At 58.7% G+C, this 19368-nt stretch carries 20 protein-coding genes; 5 read left to right on the plus strand and 15 right to left on the minus strand.

The features are described from left to right. Window positions 1–3: 3 nt before the first annotated feature. Together msrA and msrB are read right to left on the minus strand one after the other, a co-directional pair. Window positions 4–711: a peptide-methionine (S)-S-oxide reductase MsrA gene (gene msrA / locus ACYZT9_RS22030; RefSeq protein WP_462007400.1), complete on the minus strand. Its 708-nt coding sequence runs from the start codon at window positions 709–711 to the stop codon at window positions 4–6. A gap of 65 nt (window positions 712–776) precedes the next feature. Then, a complete protein-coding gene (gene msrB, locus ACYZT9_RS22035) occupies window positions 777–1295 on the minus strand; it encodes a peptide-methionine (R)-S-oxide reductase MsrB (RefSeq protein WP_462007401.1) in 519 nt (172 codons plus the stop codon). Window positions 1296–1446: 151 nt separating this feature from the next. Here msrB and ACYZT9_RS22040 point away from each other — a divergent pair, with 151 nt between their 5' ends. The 4 genes from ACYZT9_RS22040 to ACYZT9_RS22055 all read left to right on the plus strand — a co-directional run bounded on the left by ACYZT9_RS22040 (window position 1447) and on the right by ACYZT9_RS22055 (window position 6291). Beyond that, window positions 1447–2163 (plus strand): response regulator transcription factor, encoded by a 717-nt coding sequence (locus ACYZT9_RS22040; protein WP_462007402.1) that lies wholly within the window; start codon window positions 1447–1449, stop codon window positions 2161–2163. Further along, window positions 2160–3680, plus strand: a complete 1521-nt coding sequence (locus ACYZT9_RS22045; RefSeq protein WP_462007403.1) for a sensor histidine kinase — start codon at window positions 2160–2162, stop codon at window positions 3678–3680. The genes ACYZT9_RS22040 and ACYZT9_RS22045 overlap by 4 nt, the downstream gene beginning before the upstream one ends. 91 nt (window positions 3681–3771) lie before the next feature. Next, complete coding sequence (locus ACYZT9_RS22050) at window positions 3772–4476, plus strand: hypothetical protein (protein WP_462007404.1); 705 nt, start codon at window positions 3772–3774, stop codon at window positions 4474–4476. A 390-nt stretch (window positions 4477–4866) separates the two neighbouring features. Next, window positions 4867–6291 (plus strand): aminotransferase-like domain-containing protein, encoded by a 1425-nt coding sequence (locus ACYZT9_RS22055; RefSeq protein WP_462007405.1) that lies wholly within the window; start codon window positions 4867–4869, stop codon window positions 6289–6291. Window positions 6292–6413: 122 nt separating this feature from the next. On the opposite strand, the gene ACYZT9_RS22060 is transcribed toward ACYZT9_RS22055, so the two are convergent. From ACYZT9_RS22060 to ACYZT9_RS22105, 10 genes are all read right to left on the minus strand, one after another. After that, window positions 6414–7214, minus strand: coding sequence for an N-acyl homoserine lactonase family protein (locus ACYZT9_RS22060; protein ID WP_462007406.1), 801 nt, complete (start codon window positions 7212–7214; stop codon window positions 6414–6416). 14 nt (window positions 7215–7228) lie between these two features. Then, on the minus strand, window positions 7229–8188 hold the full coding sequence (locus ACYZT9_RS22065; RefSeq protein WP_462007407.1) for a diiron oxygenase: 960 nt from the start codon (window positions 8186–8188) through the stop codon (window positions 7229–7231). A gap of 67 nt (window positions 8189–8255) precedes the next feature. After that, window positions 8256–9014, minus strand: a complete 759-nt coding sequence (locus ACYZT9_RS22070; protein ID WP_462007408.1) for a TauD/TfdA family dioxygenase — start codon at window positions 9012–9014, stop codon at window positions 8256–8258. 21 nt (window positions 9015–9035) lie between these two features. Then, window positions 9036–9908, minus strand: a complete 873-nt coding sequence (locus ACYZT9_RS22075; RefSeq protein ID WP_462007409.1) for a branched-chain amino acid aminotransferase — start codon at window positions 9906–9908, stop codon at window positions 9036–9038. Between the two features lie 24 nt (window positions 9909–9932). Then, window positions 9933–11273, minus strand: coding sequence for a KamA family radical SAM protein (locus tag ACYZT9_RS22080; protein WP_462007410.1), 1341 nt, complete (start codon window positions 11271–11273; stop codon window positions 9933–9935). Between the two features lie 33 nt (window positions 11274–11306). Continuing rightward, a complete protein-coding gene (yfcF, locus tag ACYZT9_RS22085) occupies window positions 11307–11963 on the minus strand; it encodes a glutathione transferase (RefSeq protein WP_462007411.1) in 657 nt (218 codons plus the stop codon). A 208-nt stretch (window positions 11964–12171) separates the two neighbouring features. Next, a complete protein-coding gene (locus tag ACYZT9_RS22090; protein WP_462007412.1) occupies window positions 12172–12639 on the minus strand; it encodes a cupin domain-containing protein in 468 nt (155 codons plus the stop codon). Between the two features lie 82 nt (window positions 12640–12721). Next, complete coding sequence (locus ACYZT9_RS22095) at window positions 12722–13219, minus strand: RidA family protein (protein ID WP_462007413.1); 498 nt, start codon at window positions 13217–13219, stop codon at window positions 12722–12724. Between the two features lie 48 nt (window positions 13220–13267). Further along, window positions 13268–14548 carry a biotin carboxylase gene (locus ACYZT9_RS22100; protein ID WP_462007414.1) on the minus strand — a complete coding sequence of 427 codons (1281 nt, stop codon included), beginning with the start codon at window positions 14546–14548 and terminating at the stop codon, window positions 13268–13270. A gap of 42 nt (window positions 14549–14590) precedes the next feature. Then, window positions 14591–15691: a hypothetical protein gene (locus ACYZT9_RS22105; RefSeq protein WP_462007415.1), complete on the minus strand. Its 1101-nt coding sequence runs from the start codon at window positions 15689–15691 to the stop codon at window positions 14591–14593. Window positions 15692–15839: 148 nt separating this feature from the next. On the opposite strand from ACYZT9_RS22105, the gene ACYZT9_RS22110 reads away from it, so the two are divergent. Continuing rightward, window positions 15840–17258, plus strand: a complete 1419-nt coding sequence (locus ACYZT9_RS22110) for an aminotransferase-like domain-containing protein (RefSeq protein WP_462007416.1) — start codon at window positions 15840–15842, stop codon at window positions 17256–17258. Between the two features lie 245 nt (window positions 17259–17503). Here the strand turns inward: ACYZT9_RS22110 and cyoE are convergent, their stop codons facing one another. Genes cyoE through ACYZT9_RS22125 form a run of 3 tightly spaced genes read right to left on the minus strand, consistent with a single transcriptional unit; the run spans window position 17504 to window position 19365 of the window. Next, window positions 17504–18391 carry a heme o synthase gene (cyoE, locus tag ACYZT9_RS22115; RefSeq protein WP_462007417.1) on the minus strand — a complete coding sequence of 296 codons (888 nt, stop codon included), beginning with the start codon at window positions 18389–18391 and terminating at the stop codon, window positions 17504–17506. A gap of 11 nt (window positions 18392–18402) precedes the next feature. After that, entirely contained in the window at window positions 18403–18738 is a 336-nt protein-coding gene (gene cyoD, locus ACYZT9_RS22120) for a cytochrome o ubiquinol oxidase subunit IV (RefSeq protein WP_462007418.1), read from the minus strand. Then, window positions 18739–19365 carry a cytochrome o ubiquinol oxidase subunit III gene (locus ACYZT9_RS22125; RefSeq protein ID WP_462007419.1) on the minus strand — a complete coding sequence of 209 codons (627 nt, stop codon included), beginning with the start codon at window positions 19363–19365 and terminating at the stop codon, window positions 18739–18741. It lies immediately after the preceding gene. Between the last annotated feature and the right edge of the window lie 3 nt (window positions 19366–19368).

Raw genomic sequence — 19368 nt, forward strand, 5'->3', positions numbered from 1 at the left:
CTCTCACATCCCCGTTTTCACCAATACCGGTTTCTCCTGATACCGCTCCGGATATAAGCGCTTCAACTGCGCCACCTTCGGTAGATCATTGATCACGATGTACGGATGGGTCGGGTGCTCAGTCAAAAAGTCCTGATGCTCCTCTTCCGCCGGGTAGAAACCGTTATAGGTTTCCAGTTTGGTGACAATCGGTTTGTTGAAAGATTTTGCAGCGTCCAGTTGCGCAATGTAGGCCTGGGCGACACGTTGCTGCTCACTGTTTCCCGGAAAAATCGCCGACCGATACTGAGTGCCGCGGTCAGGTCCCTGACGATTGAGTTCTGTCGGATTGTGAGCCACTGAGAAGTAGATTTGCAGCAAGTTACCGTAGCTGACCTGGGTTGGGTCGTAGGTGACTTCGACGGCTTCTGCGTGGCCGGTATCACCGCCGCTGACCCGCTCATATTGCGCGGTGTTGGCGGCCCCGCCGGCGTACCCGGAGACGGCGTTCTTGACGCCTTTGACATGCTGAAACACACCTTGCACGCCCCAGAAACAACCGCCGGCGAAGACTGCGGTTTCGCTCCGGGCCTCGGTGGTTTCGTCGAGGGCCGGAGGAGGAATGACGACCGCTTCTTCAGCGGACCCGAAAGAAAACGCCGAGCATTGGCCGATGATGCCTGCGGCGACCAACCCCAACAGGGTACGACGCCAGGTAAACCGAATTGTCATGAGGCTGACTCCTGAATAAAAAATGCGGTGATCGATCGAGTGCCACTCCGGCTCGATCCAACGAGTCAAACCGCCTGTGGCTTGAAGGTCATGGCAAGCCCGTTCATGCAGTAACGCAGGCCGGTGGGCTTGGGTCCGTCATCGAAGACATGCCCCAGATGACCACCGCAACGACGACAATGAACCTCTTCGCGCAGTACGCCGAAGGATCGGTCATGACGGGTCGCCACGGCCTTGTCCAGTGGGGCCCAGAAGCTCGGCCAACCCGTGCGGCTGTCAAACTTCGTAGCGGATGAAAACAGCGGCAGGTCGCAACCGGCACAGGCAAAGATGCCGTCACGGTGCTCGTTGTTCAGCGCACTGCTGTAGGCCCGTTCGGTGCCCTCCTCGCGCAGGATTTCGTACTGCTCTGCGCTGAGTCGGGCGCGCCACTCGCTGTCGCTGTGCATCACTTCGAAAACTTCCTCGGCACTGGCGTCACCGACCAGTGCGGAACTGGCGGAAAATTTTGGCAATACACCGATCACCAAGGCTGCAGCACCCAGCCCGCCGCTCGCCAGTAGAAAATGTCGCCGTGAAAACATGGCCGTCTCCAAAAATCCAAAGTGCCTTTCATGGAACACAGCCTAGGCTTGGGTTGATCGCCAAATCCTCACGAGAAGTTAAATTATTCGTGATAACTCTGGCTCTGGAAAACCCGCACAATGCGCTCATCGCGCCGAAGGATTGAGCTTGATGGAACCGAACAAACGCGTTCTCGTGGTCGAGGACGATCTGCATATCGCCGACCTTATCTGCCTGCATCTTCGCGATGAGCAGTTCGAGGTGGTGCACTGCGCCGATGGCGATGAAGGGATGCGATTGCTGCTGCAAGGAAGTTGGGACGCGCTGATCCTCGACCTGATGCTGCCAGGTGTCGATGGCCTGGAAATCTGCCGCCGCGCCCGCGCCATGGCCCGCTACACACCGATCATCATCACCAGTGCGCGCTCCAGCGAAGTGCATCGGATACTGGGGCTGGAACTCGGCGCCGACGACTACCTGGCCAAACCCTTTTCCATGCTCGAACTGGTCGCCCGGGTCAAGGCGCTGCTGCGACGGGTCGACGCCATGGCCCGCAATCTGAAAATGGACGCCGGCAGCCTGATCATTGACGGCCTCTCCATCGATCCCATCACTCGCGAGGTATCCCTCGACGGTCGTCGCCTCGACCTCACGCCACGGGAATTCGACCTGCTGTATTTCTTCGCCCGCCAACCTGGCAAAGTGTTCTCGCGCATGGACTTGCTCAATGCCGTGTGGGGGTACAGCCATGAAGGCTACGAACATACGGTCAATACCCATATCAACCGCCTGCGGGCAAAGATCGAGGCCGATCCCGCACAGCCGGTGCGCATCCTCACGGTGTGGGGCCGTGGCTACAAATTCGCGGCCAGGGAGGAACAGCCATGAGGCTGACCCTGACGCAACGGCTGTCTCTGGTTTTCGCCGTGCTGTTGCTGGTGTGCTGCGGCACCTCGGCCTGGATGCAGGTGCGCTCCAACCAGATGCATGCGCAGGAAGTGGTGCAAGGCCTGTCCCGGGATCTGGCCCAGCATATCGCCCGCGACACGGTGCTGATGGACACCCAAGGCCTGATGCCCGATGCCGTGCGTGACCTTTTCAGCAAGCTGATGCTGGTCAATCCCAGTGTCGAGGTTTATCTGCTTGACACCGAGGGCAAGATTGTCGGCAGCGCGGCGCCCGAAGGCCGGATTCACCGGCAACGGGTCGACCTTGCACCAATCGAGCGCCTGCTCAAGGGTGATGCCCTGCCGATTCTCGGTGACGACCCGCGCAACGTCGATGCGCGCAAGGTATTCAGCGCCGCGCCGCTGAAGGTCGACGGTAAGCCTGCGGGTTATCTTTACGTGGTGTTGCTCGGTGAAGACCACGATCGCCTGGCGGAACGGGGCGCCACCAGCGCAGCCCTCAACACGGCCCTGCTGTCTATCGGACTGGTCGCATTGCTCTGCCTGATTGCCGGTCTCAGCGCATTTGCCTTGATCACTCGGCCGTTGCGTCGTCTAACCGAAACCGTGAGCCAGTTCGACATTGATGGTGTTCCGGTGGCGCCACCGACAGATGCATCGGTGGTAAAAACCGCCAGCCATGACGAAATCGCCATACTCGACGCAACCTTCCGGCAGATGCAGGCACGTCTCAGTGAACAGTGGCGCTCGCTGACCCGTCAGGATCAGGAGCGCCGCGAACTGGTGGCGAACATTTCCCACGACCTGCGTACGCCTCTGGCGTCGCTGCATGGTTATCTGGAAACCCTGTCGCTCAAGGACGCCACGCTGTCCCCCGCCGATCGTCGCCGCTACCTCGGTATCGCCCTGGATCAAAGCCGCAAGGTCGGAGGACTGGCGCAATCGTTGCTGGAACTGGTGCGCCTGGAACACGGTTTTGTGCAGCCTGTGCTGGAGCGCTTCTCCCTGACCGATCTGGTGCAGGACATCTTCCAGAAATTCGAACTCACCGCCGAGGCGCGCCAGATCGAACTGAAGGCCAGCTTCGCGCCCAACGTGGCGGCGGCCTGCGCCGACCTGGGACTGATCGAACGGGTCCTCACCAACCTGTTCGACAACGCCCTGCGTCATACCCCTCGAGGTGGAAACATCGAACTGAGCTTGCGTCCACAAGGACCGTTTATCGAAGTCACCGTCAGCGACACCGGCCCCGGCATCGCATCTGAGCTGCGCGAGGGATTGTTCCTGCGTCCGTTCAACATTGGCGGTGCGCGGCGCGATGGCGGACTGGGGCTGCGAATCGTCCATCGGATCCTGCAATTGCACGGACGCGATATCCAGCTGATCGATGTTCCTGGGCGCGGTGCGACCTTTCGCTTCACGTTACCGGTCGATCAGCAAACGGCAGAGCAATGGGCTGTGCGGTCGATGAATCTAAATTCGCCGGGGAATCCGTGACAACGCCGCCTCGGTCCAATAGATTAGGCGGCCTGAAAAGGCCCAGTGCTTTCTCGCCCCAACCCAAGTTTAAAGAAGTAGTGAAATTTCAATGTCCGATTCCAATACCGCTGAATCCGTAGTCACCTTGTCGTCCAAAGCGGAATACGAAAACTCCATCAATCTTTCACAGCATGTGCCCCAGGCCAAGACCATCAGCGAGATGGTCCTGGACGCTTTTCAGTCCACTCGGGAAAGCGACCAGATCCGTGAGCTGCGCGCCGCGATTCGCCAGGCTCATGACCGCTTCGACGACGATAAAGCCTACGAACTGATGGGCGAACTCAAGCAACTCAAGGACGCTGAAGCCGCCGACATCGCGGCGCTCGAAGACCTGAGCAGCAAATTCTCGATCAGTCGCATTCTTTCCAGCTTCAAGGACGATCCGGCGTTTCAGGAAATCGTTTACGGCCTGGCGCTGAAAGTGCTGAACCAGACGCATCTGGCCATCAGCAGCCCGGCAAGTGGCAAGAGCAAAACGGCCCGCGCCAAGAAAGAAGTCGAAGTGTTCACCATCAGCAAGGATGGCGTGAGCGTCACCCTGCCACTGCGGACACCGCGTTCGCGACTGAACGTTGACCGTGAAGCGCTGGAGTTCCTGGGTTTCACTTTCGTCGGCGAAGGCGATGAAGCCGAGCTGGAAAGCGAGACGTTCCTGGACAGCACCGGGACAGAACAAGCGGCTAGCCGCAAAAACATCATTACCGCGCTTCAGCAGCAAACCGCATTCGATGGCTACAGCATCGCTGCGCAGTAACAGGACACACGTTTAATTGTAGCGAGGGGATTTATCGGAATGCCGACAACCCCGTTCGGCTGCGAAGCAGTCGTAATCCGGACAACTCATTCTGTTTGGCCGGACGCTGGGGGCCGCTTCGCGACCCAACGGGGATAAATCCCCTCTCCACAGGTCCACCCTCGCCACAGGTTCTTGCTCGCTTCGAAATTCTCCTGACTGCACAGCATTGAGCCCCGCCCTAGAGCGGGGCTTTTTATTGCCCGCGATTCAGGTAAAAGCGCGATTACTCTCTCAGTATCGACGCCAGAAAAACTCTTCCCTTAACCCTTGAGCACCACGGGTCCGCATGCGGGAGCGTCAACTCACTTTCCAGCTCAAGACTTCAGTGGTGCGATTGCTGAGGTCCTCATGCACACGCCCCCTTTGTACCGTCAGTTAGCCAATCACTACCTCGACGCGATCCGCAGTGGCACCTTGAAAACCGGTGAACGTTTTCCCTCCATTCGACTGATGATGGAAAAGCATGCCGTCAGTCTGTCGACCGCCGTGCAGGTTTGCCGTGAGCTTGAGGACTGCGGCGTCCTGGAAGCCCGCCCGCGCTCGGGCAACTACATTCGCCAGCCAGACACCTTGCTCAAACCGGTCGATCCTCCTCCACCTCTGGACACTGACGTCTATGTCGGCATTCACGAACAGGTGTCGTCGGTACTCAAGGCCAGCCAACGCTCGACGATCAAGGTGAATTTCGCCAGCGCCTACTGTGCGCCGCAGCTCTATCCGTTGAAGGTTTTGCAGGACCATATGATTAAAGCGCTGCGGCAGGATCAGCACTTGCTGGGTGCTCAAGGCTCGACCTGCGGCAACATCGCATTGCGCAATATCCTTGCCCGACGAGCGCTGACAACAAAGGCCAATCTGACAGCAGAGAAAATTGTAGTCACCAACGGCGCGACCGAAGCGCTCAACCTCGCCCTGCGTGCGGTCACCCAGCCCGGCGACGCGGTGGCCGTGGAATCGCCAACCTTCTACGGCCTGCTGCAAATTCTCGAAAGCCTGAACCTGCGGGCTCTGGAAGTCCCGGCAACGGCTCACGCGGGCATCAATCTGTTCGCACTGGAACAATTGTTGCGAGGCTCCGAACGGATTCAGGCGCTGATTGCCATTCCCAACCTGCAAAACCCACTGGGCAGCATCATGCCCGACGCCCACAAGGCGCGACTGGTGCAACTGTGTGCCGAGCACGGCACCGTGCTGATTGAAGATGACACCTATGGTGACTTGGTGGATACCGATGATCCGTTGTCCACGCTCAAACACTGGGACCGCACCGACAACGTGATCTATTGCGCCTCGCTGAACAAAACCCTGGCACCGGGCCTGCGCCTGGGCTGGATCAGCGCGGGAAGATGGCACGAGCGCGTGGAAATGCTCAAACACACTCAGACCCGCGGCTGCGAGGCGTTGTCGCAACTGGCGGTGGGTGCGTTCATGAAAACACCGTCGTACGAACGTTACCTGCGTCGTTTGAGGAAAACTCTGACGCAACAACGCCAACAGATGAGTGCCGCGATCACTCGCTATTTCCCACAGGGCACCTGCGTGACGGACCCTCGCGGCGGCACATTGCTATGGGTGGAACTGCCGCCTCAATATTCGTCCATGGTGTTTTTTCATGAGGCACTGAAGGCGGGCATTCAGATTTCACCTGGGGATATCTTTTCCAATACCAGGCGCTTTGACCACTTTGTGCGGATTGGGTGTGGGGCGCCGTTTTCGCCGAAGATTGATGAGGCACTGGCGACCCTAGGCCACCTCCTGAAAAACCAGGGTTGAGCAATTCCTGTAGGAGCGAGCTTGCTCGCGATGAATGTGGAGGCAACGCGTTTTTCCATGCACACGCGTTATCGTTCACGCCCATCGCGAGCAAGCTCGCTCCTACAAGTTGTAGGTATTCTTCAGACTGGGCTTTGATGCAGGCAAATGATGTGTGGATCATCGTTCCAATGCGGGAATCGCTTGGCGATCAACGGGTCGTGGCCCGGAATAACGTGGTCTTCGCTGTCAGCCAAGCGGTCGATTTCGATAAACGCTTCAAGCGTCTGCGCCAGATCATCCAGAATCGGAAACGGACTGCGCTGTCGAATGTTCACCCACAAATGCGCGGCATCCGACGCCAGAACAATCCAGCCACGACCTGTATTGACCCGCACCACCTGGCTACCCGGCGTATGGCCACCCACCGGATGCAACGTCACGCCAGGAATCACCTCGATCGTGCCCGTGTGCAAACGCAACCGGCCTTCGAACAGCGGTGGCAGCGCCGACATCACGTCTTCGACCTCGTAGGTTTTGTTTACCGTGCGATGGGCCATTTTCGGACCGGTGCAGAAGCGCAACTCCGCTTCCTGCAAATGCACCGTGGCTTTGGGAAACAACCCCAGATTACCGGCATGATCCCAGTGCAAATGGGTGAGAATCAGGTTCTCGACCTGCGCCGGATCGATGTCCAGTTGACGCAGAGATTCTTCCGGCAGGCGATACATCTGACGGTTGCGCCGATCTGCTGTAGCCGGTTGGAAACAGGTGTCGACCACAATGACGTGCTGCTCGTTGCGAATGACCCAGAAGTAGTAATCCAACGGCATCGACGCATCGGGATCACCGCAGCAGGCGTCGTAGAGAAAATTTTCCCGCGCGGTGCGCTGGGCATTGGCGCCGACACGGATGGCGAACACTTCGTACACTGGAACGGACATTTTCACCTCCCGAATCAGGCCACAGCCGCCGCTTTGAGCGTCGGACGGAAGTCGAAATCGATCTCGTCGGTAATCCCCAGATCCTGCGCCAGACGATGCAGGCCGCTGTAGTCACGCATGATCGTGGCGTTCTTGTTGCTCTCCCGGGTGTCGGCAATGATCAGCGCAGCATCCTCAACGCCGAGCTGCGTCAGAATCGCCTCCCACATTGAGTAGTCCTGAGCGACAAAGGCACTCAGCGCCACCGACAACGTCTGTGCGAAAAATGCCCGCTGCGGCGGCTGCATGGTCGCGAACATGACCTTTGCCACTTCCGCGAGAATCTTGCTGTGGGCGTATTCGTCGCGGTTATGCAGTTCGGCGACGCGGCGGTTTTGCGGTTGAATGGTTTGATCATCGGCCAGCAGATCCAGGTAAGCGTTGACGCTGATCTCCGCCACCACCGCAAAAGTGATCGCCGCCAGGTCGCGCTGCCACTGCTCGGGCAAAGCTTCGCGCAGCGCGACAAGCCGCAGATAAGTCACCGAGGGCGGTAACTCCAGATCCTGATCGAGTGCGCGTTCCTCTTTGGTTCGCTCAATGGCGCGAAGGTGCATGAGTGTGTGGTAGTGCTCGTCAATCAACGTCTGCTGCATTGCCTCACGAAAATGCCAGTCGTTTTTGCCCAGGTACTGATTGGCGATGACGCTCAGCGCCGGGTTCACCACGTGCTCTTCGGCCGTGACGGTGCGCAAGTTGTAGCCAATCCAGCCCCAGGTGACCACTGTACTTTTGAGCTCGTCGCTCAGGGCCTGGAATTTCGGGTGATGGAAGAAAGGCACCATGCACTCCGGATAGTCCGGGCGAGCCGGATCGAACGCTTCGCTGACCAACGCCTTGTCCGGCGCACACACCGTGGCCCTTTTGGTCCAGGCCTGATTGAGCCGTACGACCAGTTGATGATCGACCTTGGCGATCTCGATTGCTGTTTGCATGACGCGATACCTGTAGGACGCATACCCGCCGAGGGGTACGCCGATGGAATAGTGGGCGACAGATAAATCAGGCCAGCCAGTAGCGGGTCAGGTTTCGCGCCGGGTCAGTGTATCGACTGCGGGCATGGATCATCCGCCAGTTGTCCCATATCAGCATGCAGTCGTCGGGAATCAGCACCGGCGTGTTGTGCTGCAGGAAATACTCCTCGCCGAGCATCGCGAACCTGGCCAGTGGCGATGAACTGTTCGCCATCTTCGATTGCTGCAGATCCTCCTCGGAAGGATTTACGTCGCCGTAGTGAAACTGGTTGTAGCTGAAGCGGAAAATGTCCCCGTCCTCTGTAGGCGTCAGGATGTATTCCTTGACTCGGCTTTGCGCTTTTTCACCGGGTTTGGCGGTGGCCACGAACTCTACGGGTGTGTCGGTGATCCATTCGCGCAACTCGGGTTCAGTGCGCTCAAGGAACGCCAGGAACTCATAACCGTCCACCAGCCCGGTATGCCCTCCCCCGCACGTGGCCTGATGATGACAATGCAGCGCCAGATATCGCGGCGGCGGTCCATAGACCGGCGCTTCGGTGTGCGGGCCGATGCCGTTCATGCTCTGAGAGTACGGCAACGCTTCATACCCCGGCTTGCGGGTAATGGCGAACGCCGTCTGTCCGTTGAATTGCGGAATGATCTGACCGAACGCTTGCAGCGTGCCGACGACATCGTAGGCAAATTCGGCCGTTGTCAGCACCGTCCAGCCACGGAACGACAATTCTTCATGGCGGTGCCCCAGTGAAACATAAGGTTTAGACGCAACAATCCCTTGATCTGACATGGTGGTGTTCCCGGCGGTTTATCAGGCGTTAACGGTTGAGGTGTAAGCGACAATGAATTCGCGACAGGCGGTGCCCGGTCGATAGCGCTGTTCGTCGATGCTCTGCACAGGGGTGATTTCGGCGGCGGTGCCCGTCAGAAAACACTCATCGAAGTCGCCAAGCTCCGTAGGAAGAATCGTGCGCTCGACCACCTGGTAATCCAGCGCGCTGGCCAATTCGATAACGGTCTGGCGGGTAATGCCATTGAGGAAGCAGTCGGGCAGCGGCGTGTGCAGCGTCCGGTCTTTGACGAAGAACACGTTGGCACTGGTGGCTTCGGCGACGTGGCCGCGCCAGTCGAGCATCAGCGCATCGTGATAACCACTGTTCTCCGCATCGTGCTTGCTGAGCGTGGCGATCTGATAATGCCCGGACGCCTTGGCTTCGAACGGGCTGCTGCTTGGCGGCGGACGACGCCACTGCGCGGTCTTCAAGCGAATCCCCCCCATGTGCCCCGCCGGGTCGAAATAACTCGGCCATTGCCAGCAGGCAATCGCTACGTGCACGCGGTTGAAGCGGGCAGAGGTGGAAATCATTTCACTGCCGCGCCAGGCCACGGGCCGCAGGTAACCATCGACCACGTTGTTGCGTTGCAGGAGTTCATGGCTGGCCGCTTCCAGTTCGGCCAGCTCATAGGGAATCGTGAAATCCATCAACTGTGCCGAGCGATACAGCCGCTCGCTGTGTTCGCGCAGTTTGAAGATCTTGCCGTTGTAGACGCGCTCCCCTTCATACACCGTGCTTGCGTAATGCAGACCATGGCTCAGCACGTGCAATCGCGCCTGGAACCACTCGACGAACTCGCCGTCGAGCCAGATAAAACCTTCACGCTGATCAAACGGAATGCCGCTCATATCCCTATCTCCTGATGAATCGTCCTACGCCGTTTCGAGCAGGACCGGTATCAATTCGGGCGCTGCAACAGGCTCCGGCTGAAAGAAAAACGAGCGCTCACCAAACGCTGGTCGCAACTCATCGAACCAGGTCGCTTGCGGATCGAATCGCGCATAGAACGTGCGCAACACCCACTGCGGATCGCGCGCCTGAAGGAACTGCAACACGAAGACTTTTTCCCCGGCGACCGTCTCGATGCCGTTGATCAACACCTTCCCGTAAAAGGTGCTCATGGACGGTCCGCGCACCGTGCGCGCCAGCCCGGACACCGTTCGGTAAGCCGCCTGAAAAATCTCGAATGCCCGCGCCAAAGGCATCGCGAAGTAGTGGCTCGGCCCGGTATCGCGCTCGACAAACATGTAATAAGGCACCGCTCCCAGCCGCACGCCTTCGGTCCAGAGCGCCGCCCAATCAGCGGGGTTTTCGTTGATGTGGCGGATCACCGGCGCCTGCATGCGCAAGGTCGCTCCGGTGGAACGGATACGCTCGATGGCCTGACGGGCGATGTCCTGGTGAATCTCTACCGGGTGGTTGTAGTGGCCCATGACCGACAGGTGTTTGCCCGCCGCGACGATCCGTTTAAACAGGTCCAGCAGTTCCGGCGCGTCCTTGTCGCTGACAAATCGTTGCGGCCAATACGCCACGGACTTGGTGCCGATGCGAATGCTCTTGAGGTGAGGCAGTTCCAGCAGCGGCTCGATGTACCCCGCCAGCGAACGCGTGTTCATGATCATCGGATCACCACCGGTAATCAGCACATCTGTAACCTCGGTGTGCACCCGCAGGTAGTTCACCAGCTCCAGGGACTCACGCGCGTTGAACTTGAGTTCTTCCTCGCCGATGAACTGCGCCCAACGGAAACAGAACGTGCAGTACGCGTGACATGTCTGACCGGCACCGGGGAAAAACAGCACGGTCTCGCGGTACTTGTGCTGTATGCCCGGCAGGACTTTTCCGTCGAGGGTTGCGCCGTTGTGTGTCAGCTGCCCCGCCGGATGAGGGTTCATCCGCAGCCAGATCGCCTCGATCCGACGCTTGATGGCGACGGTGTCATCGCGCTCGATCAAGTGTTTTAGCGACGCGTACTCGTCCGGCAGCAGCATGTCCTTGTGGGGAAAGGTCATGCGGAAAATCGGGTCATCCGGAATGTTGTTCCAGTCGATCAGCGTGCCCAGGACGTATTCATTGGTGCGAAACGGCATGACCCGTGCCACCACAGTCATGGCCTCCTGCAACGCTGGCGTCAATTTTTGCCAGTACGACGTGTCGCGAATGGTGCGTGAGTTATAGGGTTTGTATCTTTCCTGCTCCGACGGTCCCTGCATGGCAGCGCTCCTGGTGATTGCCTGGCGTTGGCCTTATACATTCAAAGGCGCGATGGCTGGCGCTGCGCGCTCTATGTCCATCCAGGCCCGTACGCTGTCGCGATCCCACTGTCGGCGGACATACGCCGCCAGTCGCGCAGGAACCTGATCACCATTGGCCACGAGTCGATTGAGAATGATTGCCAGGTCAGTGTCGGCAATGCTCCAGTCACCGAACAGGTGATCGGCGCCCCCCTCCAGCAACCGGTCAGCCACGAAAAACAACCGGTCGGCGGCGGCCAAAGCCTCGTCGGACAGGGGGCTGTCTTTTTTGCCGAAGTAAAGGAGGTCCGCCGGGCGCTCTTTGCGAATGACCAGCAGATCGCTGCGTAACCAGGCCTGGAGTTGACGGGCGCGGGCGCGCTGCTTGATGTCCAGCGGGAACAGTTTTGGATGCCCCGGCGCTATCTCTTCCAGATATTCGGCAATGGCCGAAGATTCCGACAGTGCAAAACCTTCGTGAACCAGCGTGGGGATTTTGCAGGTCAACGAGATATCCTTATAACTCGCCTTATAGTTCTCGCGCGACTTCAAATTCAGCGCGACAAGTTCAAATGACAGTTGCTTTTCCTTCAGCGCAACAAATACCGACATTGCAAACGCACTGACAAAATCCGCGCCAACATACAGTTTCAGCTTCGTACCTTCCATAGAACGCTCCCTTGCACTAACCACAATAATCCGTTGCATTGGAAACGATCGTAGTTAGTTGATCAGGCGCTGAACAGATACAGAAATTATCTGTTTCTACGGATACAGAAGTTCAAATCACACAGGGCCAGGAGGGGTAGCCGAAATGAAAAAAGGGAGTCTGCGAATGCAGACTCCCTGGGTGAGCAAAGAGGGGAAGGTGAGCGTGTCAGACCGTGGCATCTGCCGCGTTGGAGAGCTGCGCCATCTGCGGCATGTTACTCATGTTCAGCATGGCCAGCGGTTCAGTGGCGCTGGTGTTGACGAAGCCATGCCGGGTCCAGGCAGGCACCAACAACACGTCGCCGGGGTTGATGTAGACTGCATCGGCATCGCCGAGGGTCAATGTGCCGCTGCCGGACTGGATGATGAACAGATGCCACCACGCATGAGCATGACCATTGAGCGCCGTGCCCGGTTTCAACCATTGCATGGACACCGCCATCCCTGGCGTCAACTTGCAGCCTTCGGTGCTGTTGTCATGAGCCAGCGCGACAATATCGACCTCGCTGGCCTCAAGGCGCTGACGCATGTCTGTAAGTTCATCCCCCTTCCACACCCGGGCATTCGCAAGCGGCTGGCTTAAACTCTGGCGAAAAACCTTATATGAAAAAAAACCGCCTTGAATATTATTCATCCGCAAACACCGACTTATTATCGACTTAAGTGACCAGACACTAGGTTAACAATCGATCACTGTAAAGCCGACCAACTAACACTCACAGCACTGAGGGTCGCAGCGCCGCAATCATGTCAACTTCCACGGCGGCATTTTTCGGTAACTGATAGACGCCGACAGTGGTTCGGGTATGTTTCCCCGCATCGCCCAGCACATGACTGAAGACATCTGATGCGCCGTTGGCGACGTCACTGAGGTCAACGAAATCCTCCGTACACTTCACGTAAACCGTGATACGAATCAGCGACTTTATTTTGTCCAGCGAGCCGATGGCATCAACGATCAAGGCCAGTCCGCGCATGGCGCTGATACTAGCGGCGGCTTGAGCATCCGTCAGATTGAGCTCGCGCCCCACTCTCCCGGGGTAATGGATTTTGCCGCTCATGCGCGGCACCAGACCGCTGACATAGATTTCATCGTGATGCCGCACCAGCGGCGTGTAATGCCCGCCCACGGTATTCTCGCCGTAGATGTCATAGCCCAGTTCCCTCGCCAGGGCGATAAAGCGTTCATCACAGGACGTTTTTAGCTCAATCATTACCCAACCTCTTAAACCAATAATGCTTGAAACATTGATCCCGAAGGCTCAGCCCATGGCTCTCGCCGGCGCTGCCAGACAGGTCACTTCAACGCGCGACTCGATGGCTTCTGCCAGACGCAGCAGGTTGTCACTGAGTTCTGCGTAATCCTCGCTGAACAGCACGATGTGGCCGATGAACGACGTGTTGTCTCTCACCAGTGCGGTGACCGAATCGCTGAGGCGTTTGGTGTACACCGCCTCGACCAGCTCGATGCTGAGCTCCCGGGCCAGGGATTCGATGTCCGGCACGTGGCGCAAAAGACCACCAGCCGGCGCCCGGAGCAGGCGAATGCCGCAATAGCCACGGGCGACGGGATCCTGATGGTCCACCTTGCCTTCCACGGCCCACCTGACCCAACGCTCCCATGGATCGAAATCGACGAACGCCAGACGCGCCAGGTCCCAGATGTGCATGCCGCCGGGGCGCATATTGGTTTCCACCGCCGAGGTCAGGCCGTCGCCGCGCAGGAAGACCTCGTTGTGATAGGCGCCATTTACCAGCGAGACCAACCCGGACATGTGCCGACCGGCAGCCGCCAGGCGAGCCTGTACGTCAGCCGCCAAGGGCGCCGGCACCACTTGCTGGATTTCCGCGCGATAGGCACCTTCAGTGGTGGTTTTCTCTGTGACCCAAGTGCTCCCCGCGACGTAATCCCAACTGTATTCCCGGGCGTTCTGAATCAACTCTTCGAGGACGATGCCGCCTTCGCGATAAGGCTTGAGCGCCTGCCAGGCCTCGTCGCATTCGGACGTATGATGGATGACACGACACCCTCTGCTCGCACCTTCGCAGGCCGGTTTGATGAAGGCTTTGCCGCCCAGTTCGACCACCCGCTGACGCAGTTCGCCGAGGCTTTCGATGCGTGCGGAAAACACCGGGCGGTAACCCTCGGGCGCTGTGCCAGCGATCGCTTCCAGCTTGCGGAAAATCTGTTTATCCAGCCCCGCCCGCGCCTCGCCTGGGGTGATGCCGGGCAGGTCGAAATGCGAGGCCAACGCGGCCCCCAGCAACACACCACGGTCGGAAAAAGGCAGGACGCCGATCAGCTTCCAGCGATCGGCACTCAGGCAACCGACCAGCAGATCGACGGAATCGGCGATGTCCGGCTGCGCCATCGAGGCGGTGCACACGTGATCCGCCACCTGATCGTCATCGGCTTGAATCTGCTCGACCACCAGGATCAGCCTGGCGTTATAGAGCGTCTTGCAGAGGTCACGCAGCTTATGGATATCGTTAACCCGGTTGCCGTTGTACCCGACCACTACTACGCATGACGTCGTATTCATGAAGCCTCCGACCTGTGGAGTAAAAAACGCAAACGCGGTGACTCAGTCGTGCAGTGACGCGTTGGATTTCCGGTTGAGCCAGTACCACGCCAGAATCCCGCCCGCGCCGATGGCGGCCAGCACCAAGGCGTTGTACGGCGGCGGCATCACCCGCATGATCAAAACGGTCAACCCGGCGCCGACGCCAAGGGACACTTCCTTGACGAACATGTTGTTTTGTTTGACGGAGAAGTAATCGAGGTAGCTGAACGCGCATTCGGCAATGGACAGCAACGCCACCCAGATCAGCGCACCGACGAGGGTGTCGACATGGAACGCCGCAGGTGACGAGAGTACTGCGAAGCCGCCGATAATGATCCCGATGACCGCGACCACTTTAAAACGCCCGGTGCGTTCGATCAGCTTCATCACCGGCACCTGAGCGAACACCACCACGGCGCTGTTGAGGATCAACATCAAGCCATACCAGGCCGGCAATTCACCGGTCTTGAGCAGAATCGCCTGGGGCAGAATCGAAAACACGCCAAACAGCTTGATGCCCATGATGATTCCCGCGATAGCCCACGGCAGTTTGTTGCGCCAGCCGCTGCCGTCATGGGTGACCGGGCTTGCAACCGCCGGTTGGGTGGTAAAGGTCGCGCCCATGGCGATGGGCAGGCACAGCAGGACGAAACTCGCGGCGCCGAGGAAAAACATCGTGGGGGTCAGCAGCGGAGATAGCAGGATCAGCCCCGCCACCAGACTGCCCATGTTCATGGCAACGCGATTGTAGGCCGCCCCCTCTTTGGTCTGGGCGGCTTCGCTCTTGATCAGGTAACCGGCAATGGCAATGCCGTAGGCGAACAATGCAGCGGCGAACATCACCACTCCCTGGTTGCTGGTGACGGCCAGCAGCACCAGCCCGAGGGCAGCGCACAATAGCGTGACGCTCAGGGAACGGCGGCCGAGTACCAGTAACGTCAGCGGCAGTAACAGCAATAGTGCGCGATAGCCAAGGGCGAGGATGCTGTTGGTGGCGGTGTCGAGCCAGACGTTGGCCTTGCCCAGCACCGCAAACAGCGACACGGCGGTGATGATCCGGATCATGAAAAGACGGATATTGATCACCGGTTTGGCGACGGCGACCGTTGTTTGAACACTCATGCAACACCTCTGGAACCAGCGATTGTTCTGGCGTCCAGCGCGAACAATCAGGAAAGTCTGTAAGGTGATGGTAGAGAGAGTCGTTTGTTTTCATCAGAGCAAGTTCGTATAGAATCAAACGAACTTTACTGCCGGAGAGACCAGTAAAATGCAGGTTCAGCGTGCAGTGATCGCCGCCATCGAGTTCCAGCCGGGAGTGCCGCTGGTGCAGCAGATCGTCGATCAGTTGTCGGTGGCGATCAGCCAGGGCGGGCTGCCTCACGGCTCGCGCCTGCCGCCCATTCGCGAACTCTCCGAGCTGATGAACGTGGGCAAGTCCACGGTGGTGGATGCGCTGGACCGCTTGCGGGCCAAGGGCCTGGTGGTTTCACGCCAGGGTTCGGGGCATTACGTGCACCGGTCCAGCGTCACTCTCAAGACCGATGCCGGCCCGGACCTGCAGCCTCAAGACACCCTCAGCGTGGTCCGCCGTGCGGTACTGCAGGACAACGGCTCGCTGCGACCTGGCGCCGGATTTCTGCCTTCCTCGTGGCTGCCGGCGGATGAACTGCTAAAAGCCGTGCGCGGCACCCTGCGCGCAACTTCCCTGCGCATGGGCGAATACGGCGTCGCCGCCGGTTACCTGCCGCTACGCGAAGCGTTGCGGGTCAAGCTGTCGGCCTTGGGCATCGAAGTGCCGGTGGAACAGATCGTCACTACAGCCAACACCGTGCAGGCCATCGACATGCTGATGCGCCTGCTGGTCAAACCCGGCGACACGGTGCTGCTCGACGATCCGTGCTACTTCACCATGCACACCAATCTGGCCTTGCATGGCGCACGGGTCATCACCATCCCTCGCGGTGCTGACGGCATGGACCTGGAGGCCTTCGAGCAATTGCTGATTGCCCATCGGCCCGTGCTCTACATGACCAATAACACCCTGCACAACCCGACCGGGCACTCGTTCTCCCCGGCGCAGGTTTATCGCTTGCTGGAGTTGAGCCACCGATATGGTGTTCACATCGTCGAAGACGATTTGTATTGCGACATGCAACAACGAACGACGCCGCGCCTGGCAGCGGGCGGGCTGGAGAATGTCAGTTACGTGTCCGGTTTCTCCAAGACCCTGACAGCGAACAGTCGGGTCAGCTATGCGGTGCTTTCGCCGCAACTGGCGGCACGGATGGTCACCCTGAAAATGGCCTGCGGCGGCATGACGTCGGAACTGGCGGAGCAGATTATCTGCACCATGCTCAGCGATGGCAGCTACGCCAAACACACCCGGCGCACGGTAGACCGGCTTTACGAGTCGAGCAGTCGGGTGGCAAGTTGGCTGGTGGAGGCAGGTTGCTCGGTTTCTTCGCTGCCGCATGAAGGGTTGTTCATCTGGACGCGATTGCCCGAAGGATTTCATGCCGAAACGCTGGCGAGGAAAGGTCTGGATATCGACCTTGTACTCGCTCCCGGAACACTGCTCAGCAAGGCGCCGGATGCCAGCCACTTTCTGCGTTTCAACGTGGCGCACAGCGATAACGTTCAGGTGCGGGAGCGGTTCTTCCGTCTGCTCGACGATTACAAAAAGTAACTGCGTCACTACCTGTGGCGAGGGAGCTTGCTCCCGCTGGAGTGCGAAGCGCTCCCCCTTCACTTTCCTCTGAAACACCGCATTTACAGGCTTTTGCGTCTGCTGCGCCCGATTGAAGTGTCCAAAATCATTAGGCCAGTTCAGCTTGCTCGCGATCGGGGCACCACGGTCGACCAGAACGTCACCCACAAAAAACCCCGCTCCTTCTCTCAAAGGGCGGGGCTTTTCTTTACAGCATCCAACGCTTAAGGCGCGTACGTCAGCAACAACTCACTCGGCACTTTGAAGTCCAGGGACATCATCACGCTCAATGCGGTAATGGTGAAGATCGAGAACACGAACAGCTTGCGTGCCCAGACCGTGTCATCCACTGCCTTGTAGCCGGTCCAGGCCATGTACAACCAGTACATGCCCATGGCCGCGGCGACGGCGAGGTAGCTCATGCCGGCGTAGCCGCTGAAGGTCAGCATCAAGGTCGCCACGAGGAAGGCCAGGATGTAGATCAGGATGTGCTTCTTGGCCACTTGAATCCCGCGCTTCACGGGCAGCACCGGAATCGATGCGGCCAGGTAATCGTTGAAGCGGAAGATCGCGATGGCGTAGGAATGCGGCATCTGCCACAGGCTGAACATCACTAGCAGCGTCAGCGCGGCCATGTCGAAGTTGTTGCTGACGGCGACGTAACCGATCACCGGTGGCATCGCCCCCGACAGACTGCCCACCAGCGTGCCATGAACCGACTTGCGCTTGAGGTACAGGCTGTAGAAGCCGACGTAGATGACGAAACCGATCACCGCGAACAACGCGGCCAACGGGTTGGCCACCTTGTACAGCAATGCAACGCCGGCAACACCCAGGGCGGTCGCGAAGATCAGCGCCAGTTTCAGGGAGATCAAGCCCTGGACCAGCGCCCGGTTCTTGGTGCGTTCCATCTTGATGTCGATGTCGCGGTCGATGCAGTTGTTGAACACGCAACCGGAAGCTACTACCAAGGACGTGCCAATCATTGCGGCCAGGAATATGGCCAGATCGACATGCCCCTTCGAGGCCAGGAAAAATCCGCCTGCCACTGAAAGCACGTTACCGAAAATGATCCCCGGTTTGGTGATTTGGATAAAGTGCTTCAAGGACATCCGGATTTACCTCAGTGCGCCATCATGTTGGTGTGGATGCTGAACATGATCCACAGCGACAGGCCAACCAGCAGGACAATCACGATCGCGGCGAACACAAACGCAATCACGTTGTTGCGCTGCGCGGCCGAACGGTCCAGGTGGAGGAAGTAGACCAGGTGCACCAGCACCTGGATGACTGCGAAGGCCAATACGATCCACAGAGTCAGGGCTTTCGGCAGGGTCGGATACATCACCAGGCCGAAAGGAATGACGGTCAGGATCACCGACAGGATGAAGCCGATGGCGTAAGACTTGACGCTGCCGTGGCCGGCGTCGTGGCCATCATGGGAATGAGCGTTAGCCATTTACATAGTCCCCATCAGATAAACAACGGTGAATACGCAGATCCAGACGACGTCCAGGAAGTGCCAGAACAGGCTCAGACAGCTCAGACGGGTTTTGTTGGTCGCCGTCAGGCCGTTTTTCTGCACCTGATACATCATGATCGCCATCCAGATCAGACCGCTGGTCACGTGCAGACCGTGCGTGCCGACCAGGGTGAAGAACCCGGACAGGAAGCCGCTGCGGCTAGGACCGTAGCCTTCGGCGATCAAGATGTGAAACTCGTTGATCTCCATCGCGATGAAGCCGGCGCCCAGCAGGAAGGTCATGCCCAGCCAGCCCAGCACCTGGGTCTTCTTGCCCTTGAACAACGCCAGCATGGCGAAGCCGTAGGTGATCGAGCTGAACAGCAGCAGAGCGGTTTCGCCCAGTACATACGGCAGCTCGAAGATCTCGTGGCCCGACGGGCCACCCGCTACGTTGTTAACCAGTACCGCGTACACCGCGAAGATCGACGCAAACAGAATGCAGTCGGTCATCAGGTAGAGCCAGAAACCGAATACGGTCATCTCGCCCGAGTCGTGGTGATGGTCATCGTGCCCATGTCCATCGACATGGGTGTGTCCAGCATTGGTCACTAAGTTCGACATGGT

The organism is Pseudomonas sp. ZT5P21 (genome assembly GCF_054897785.1).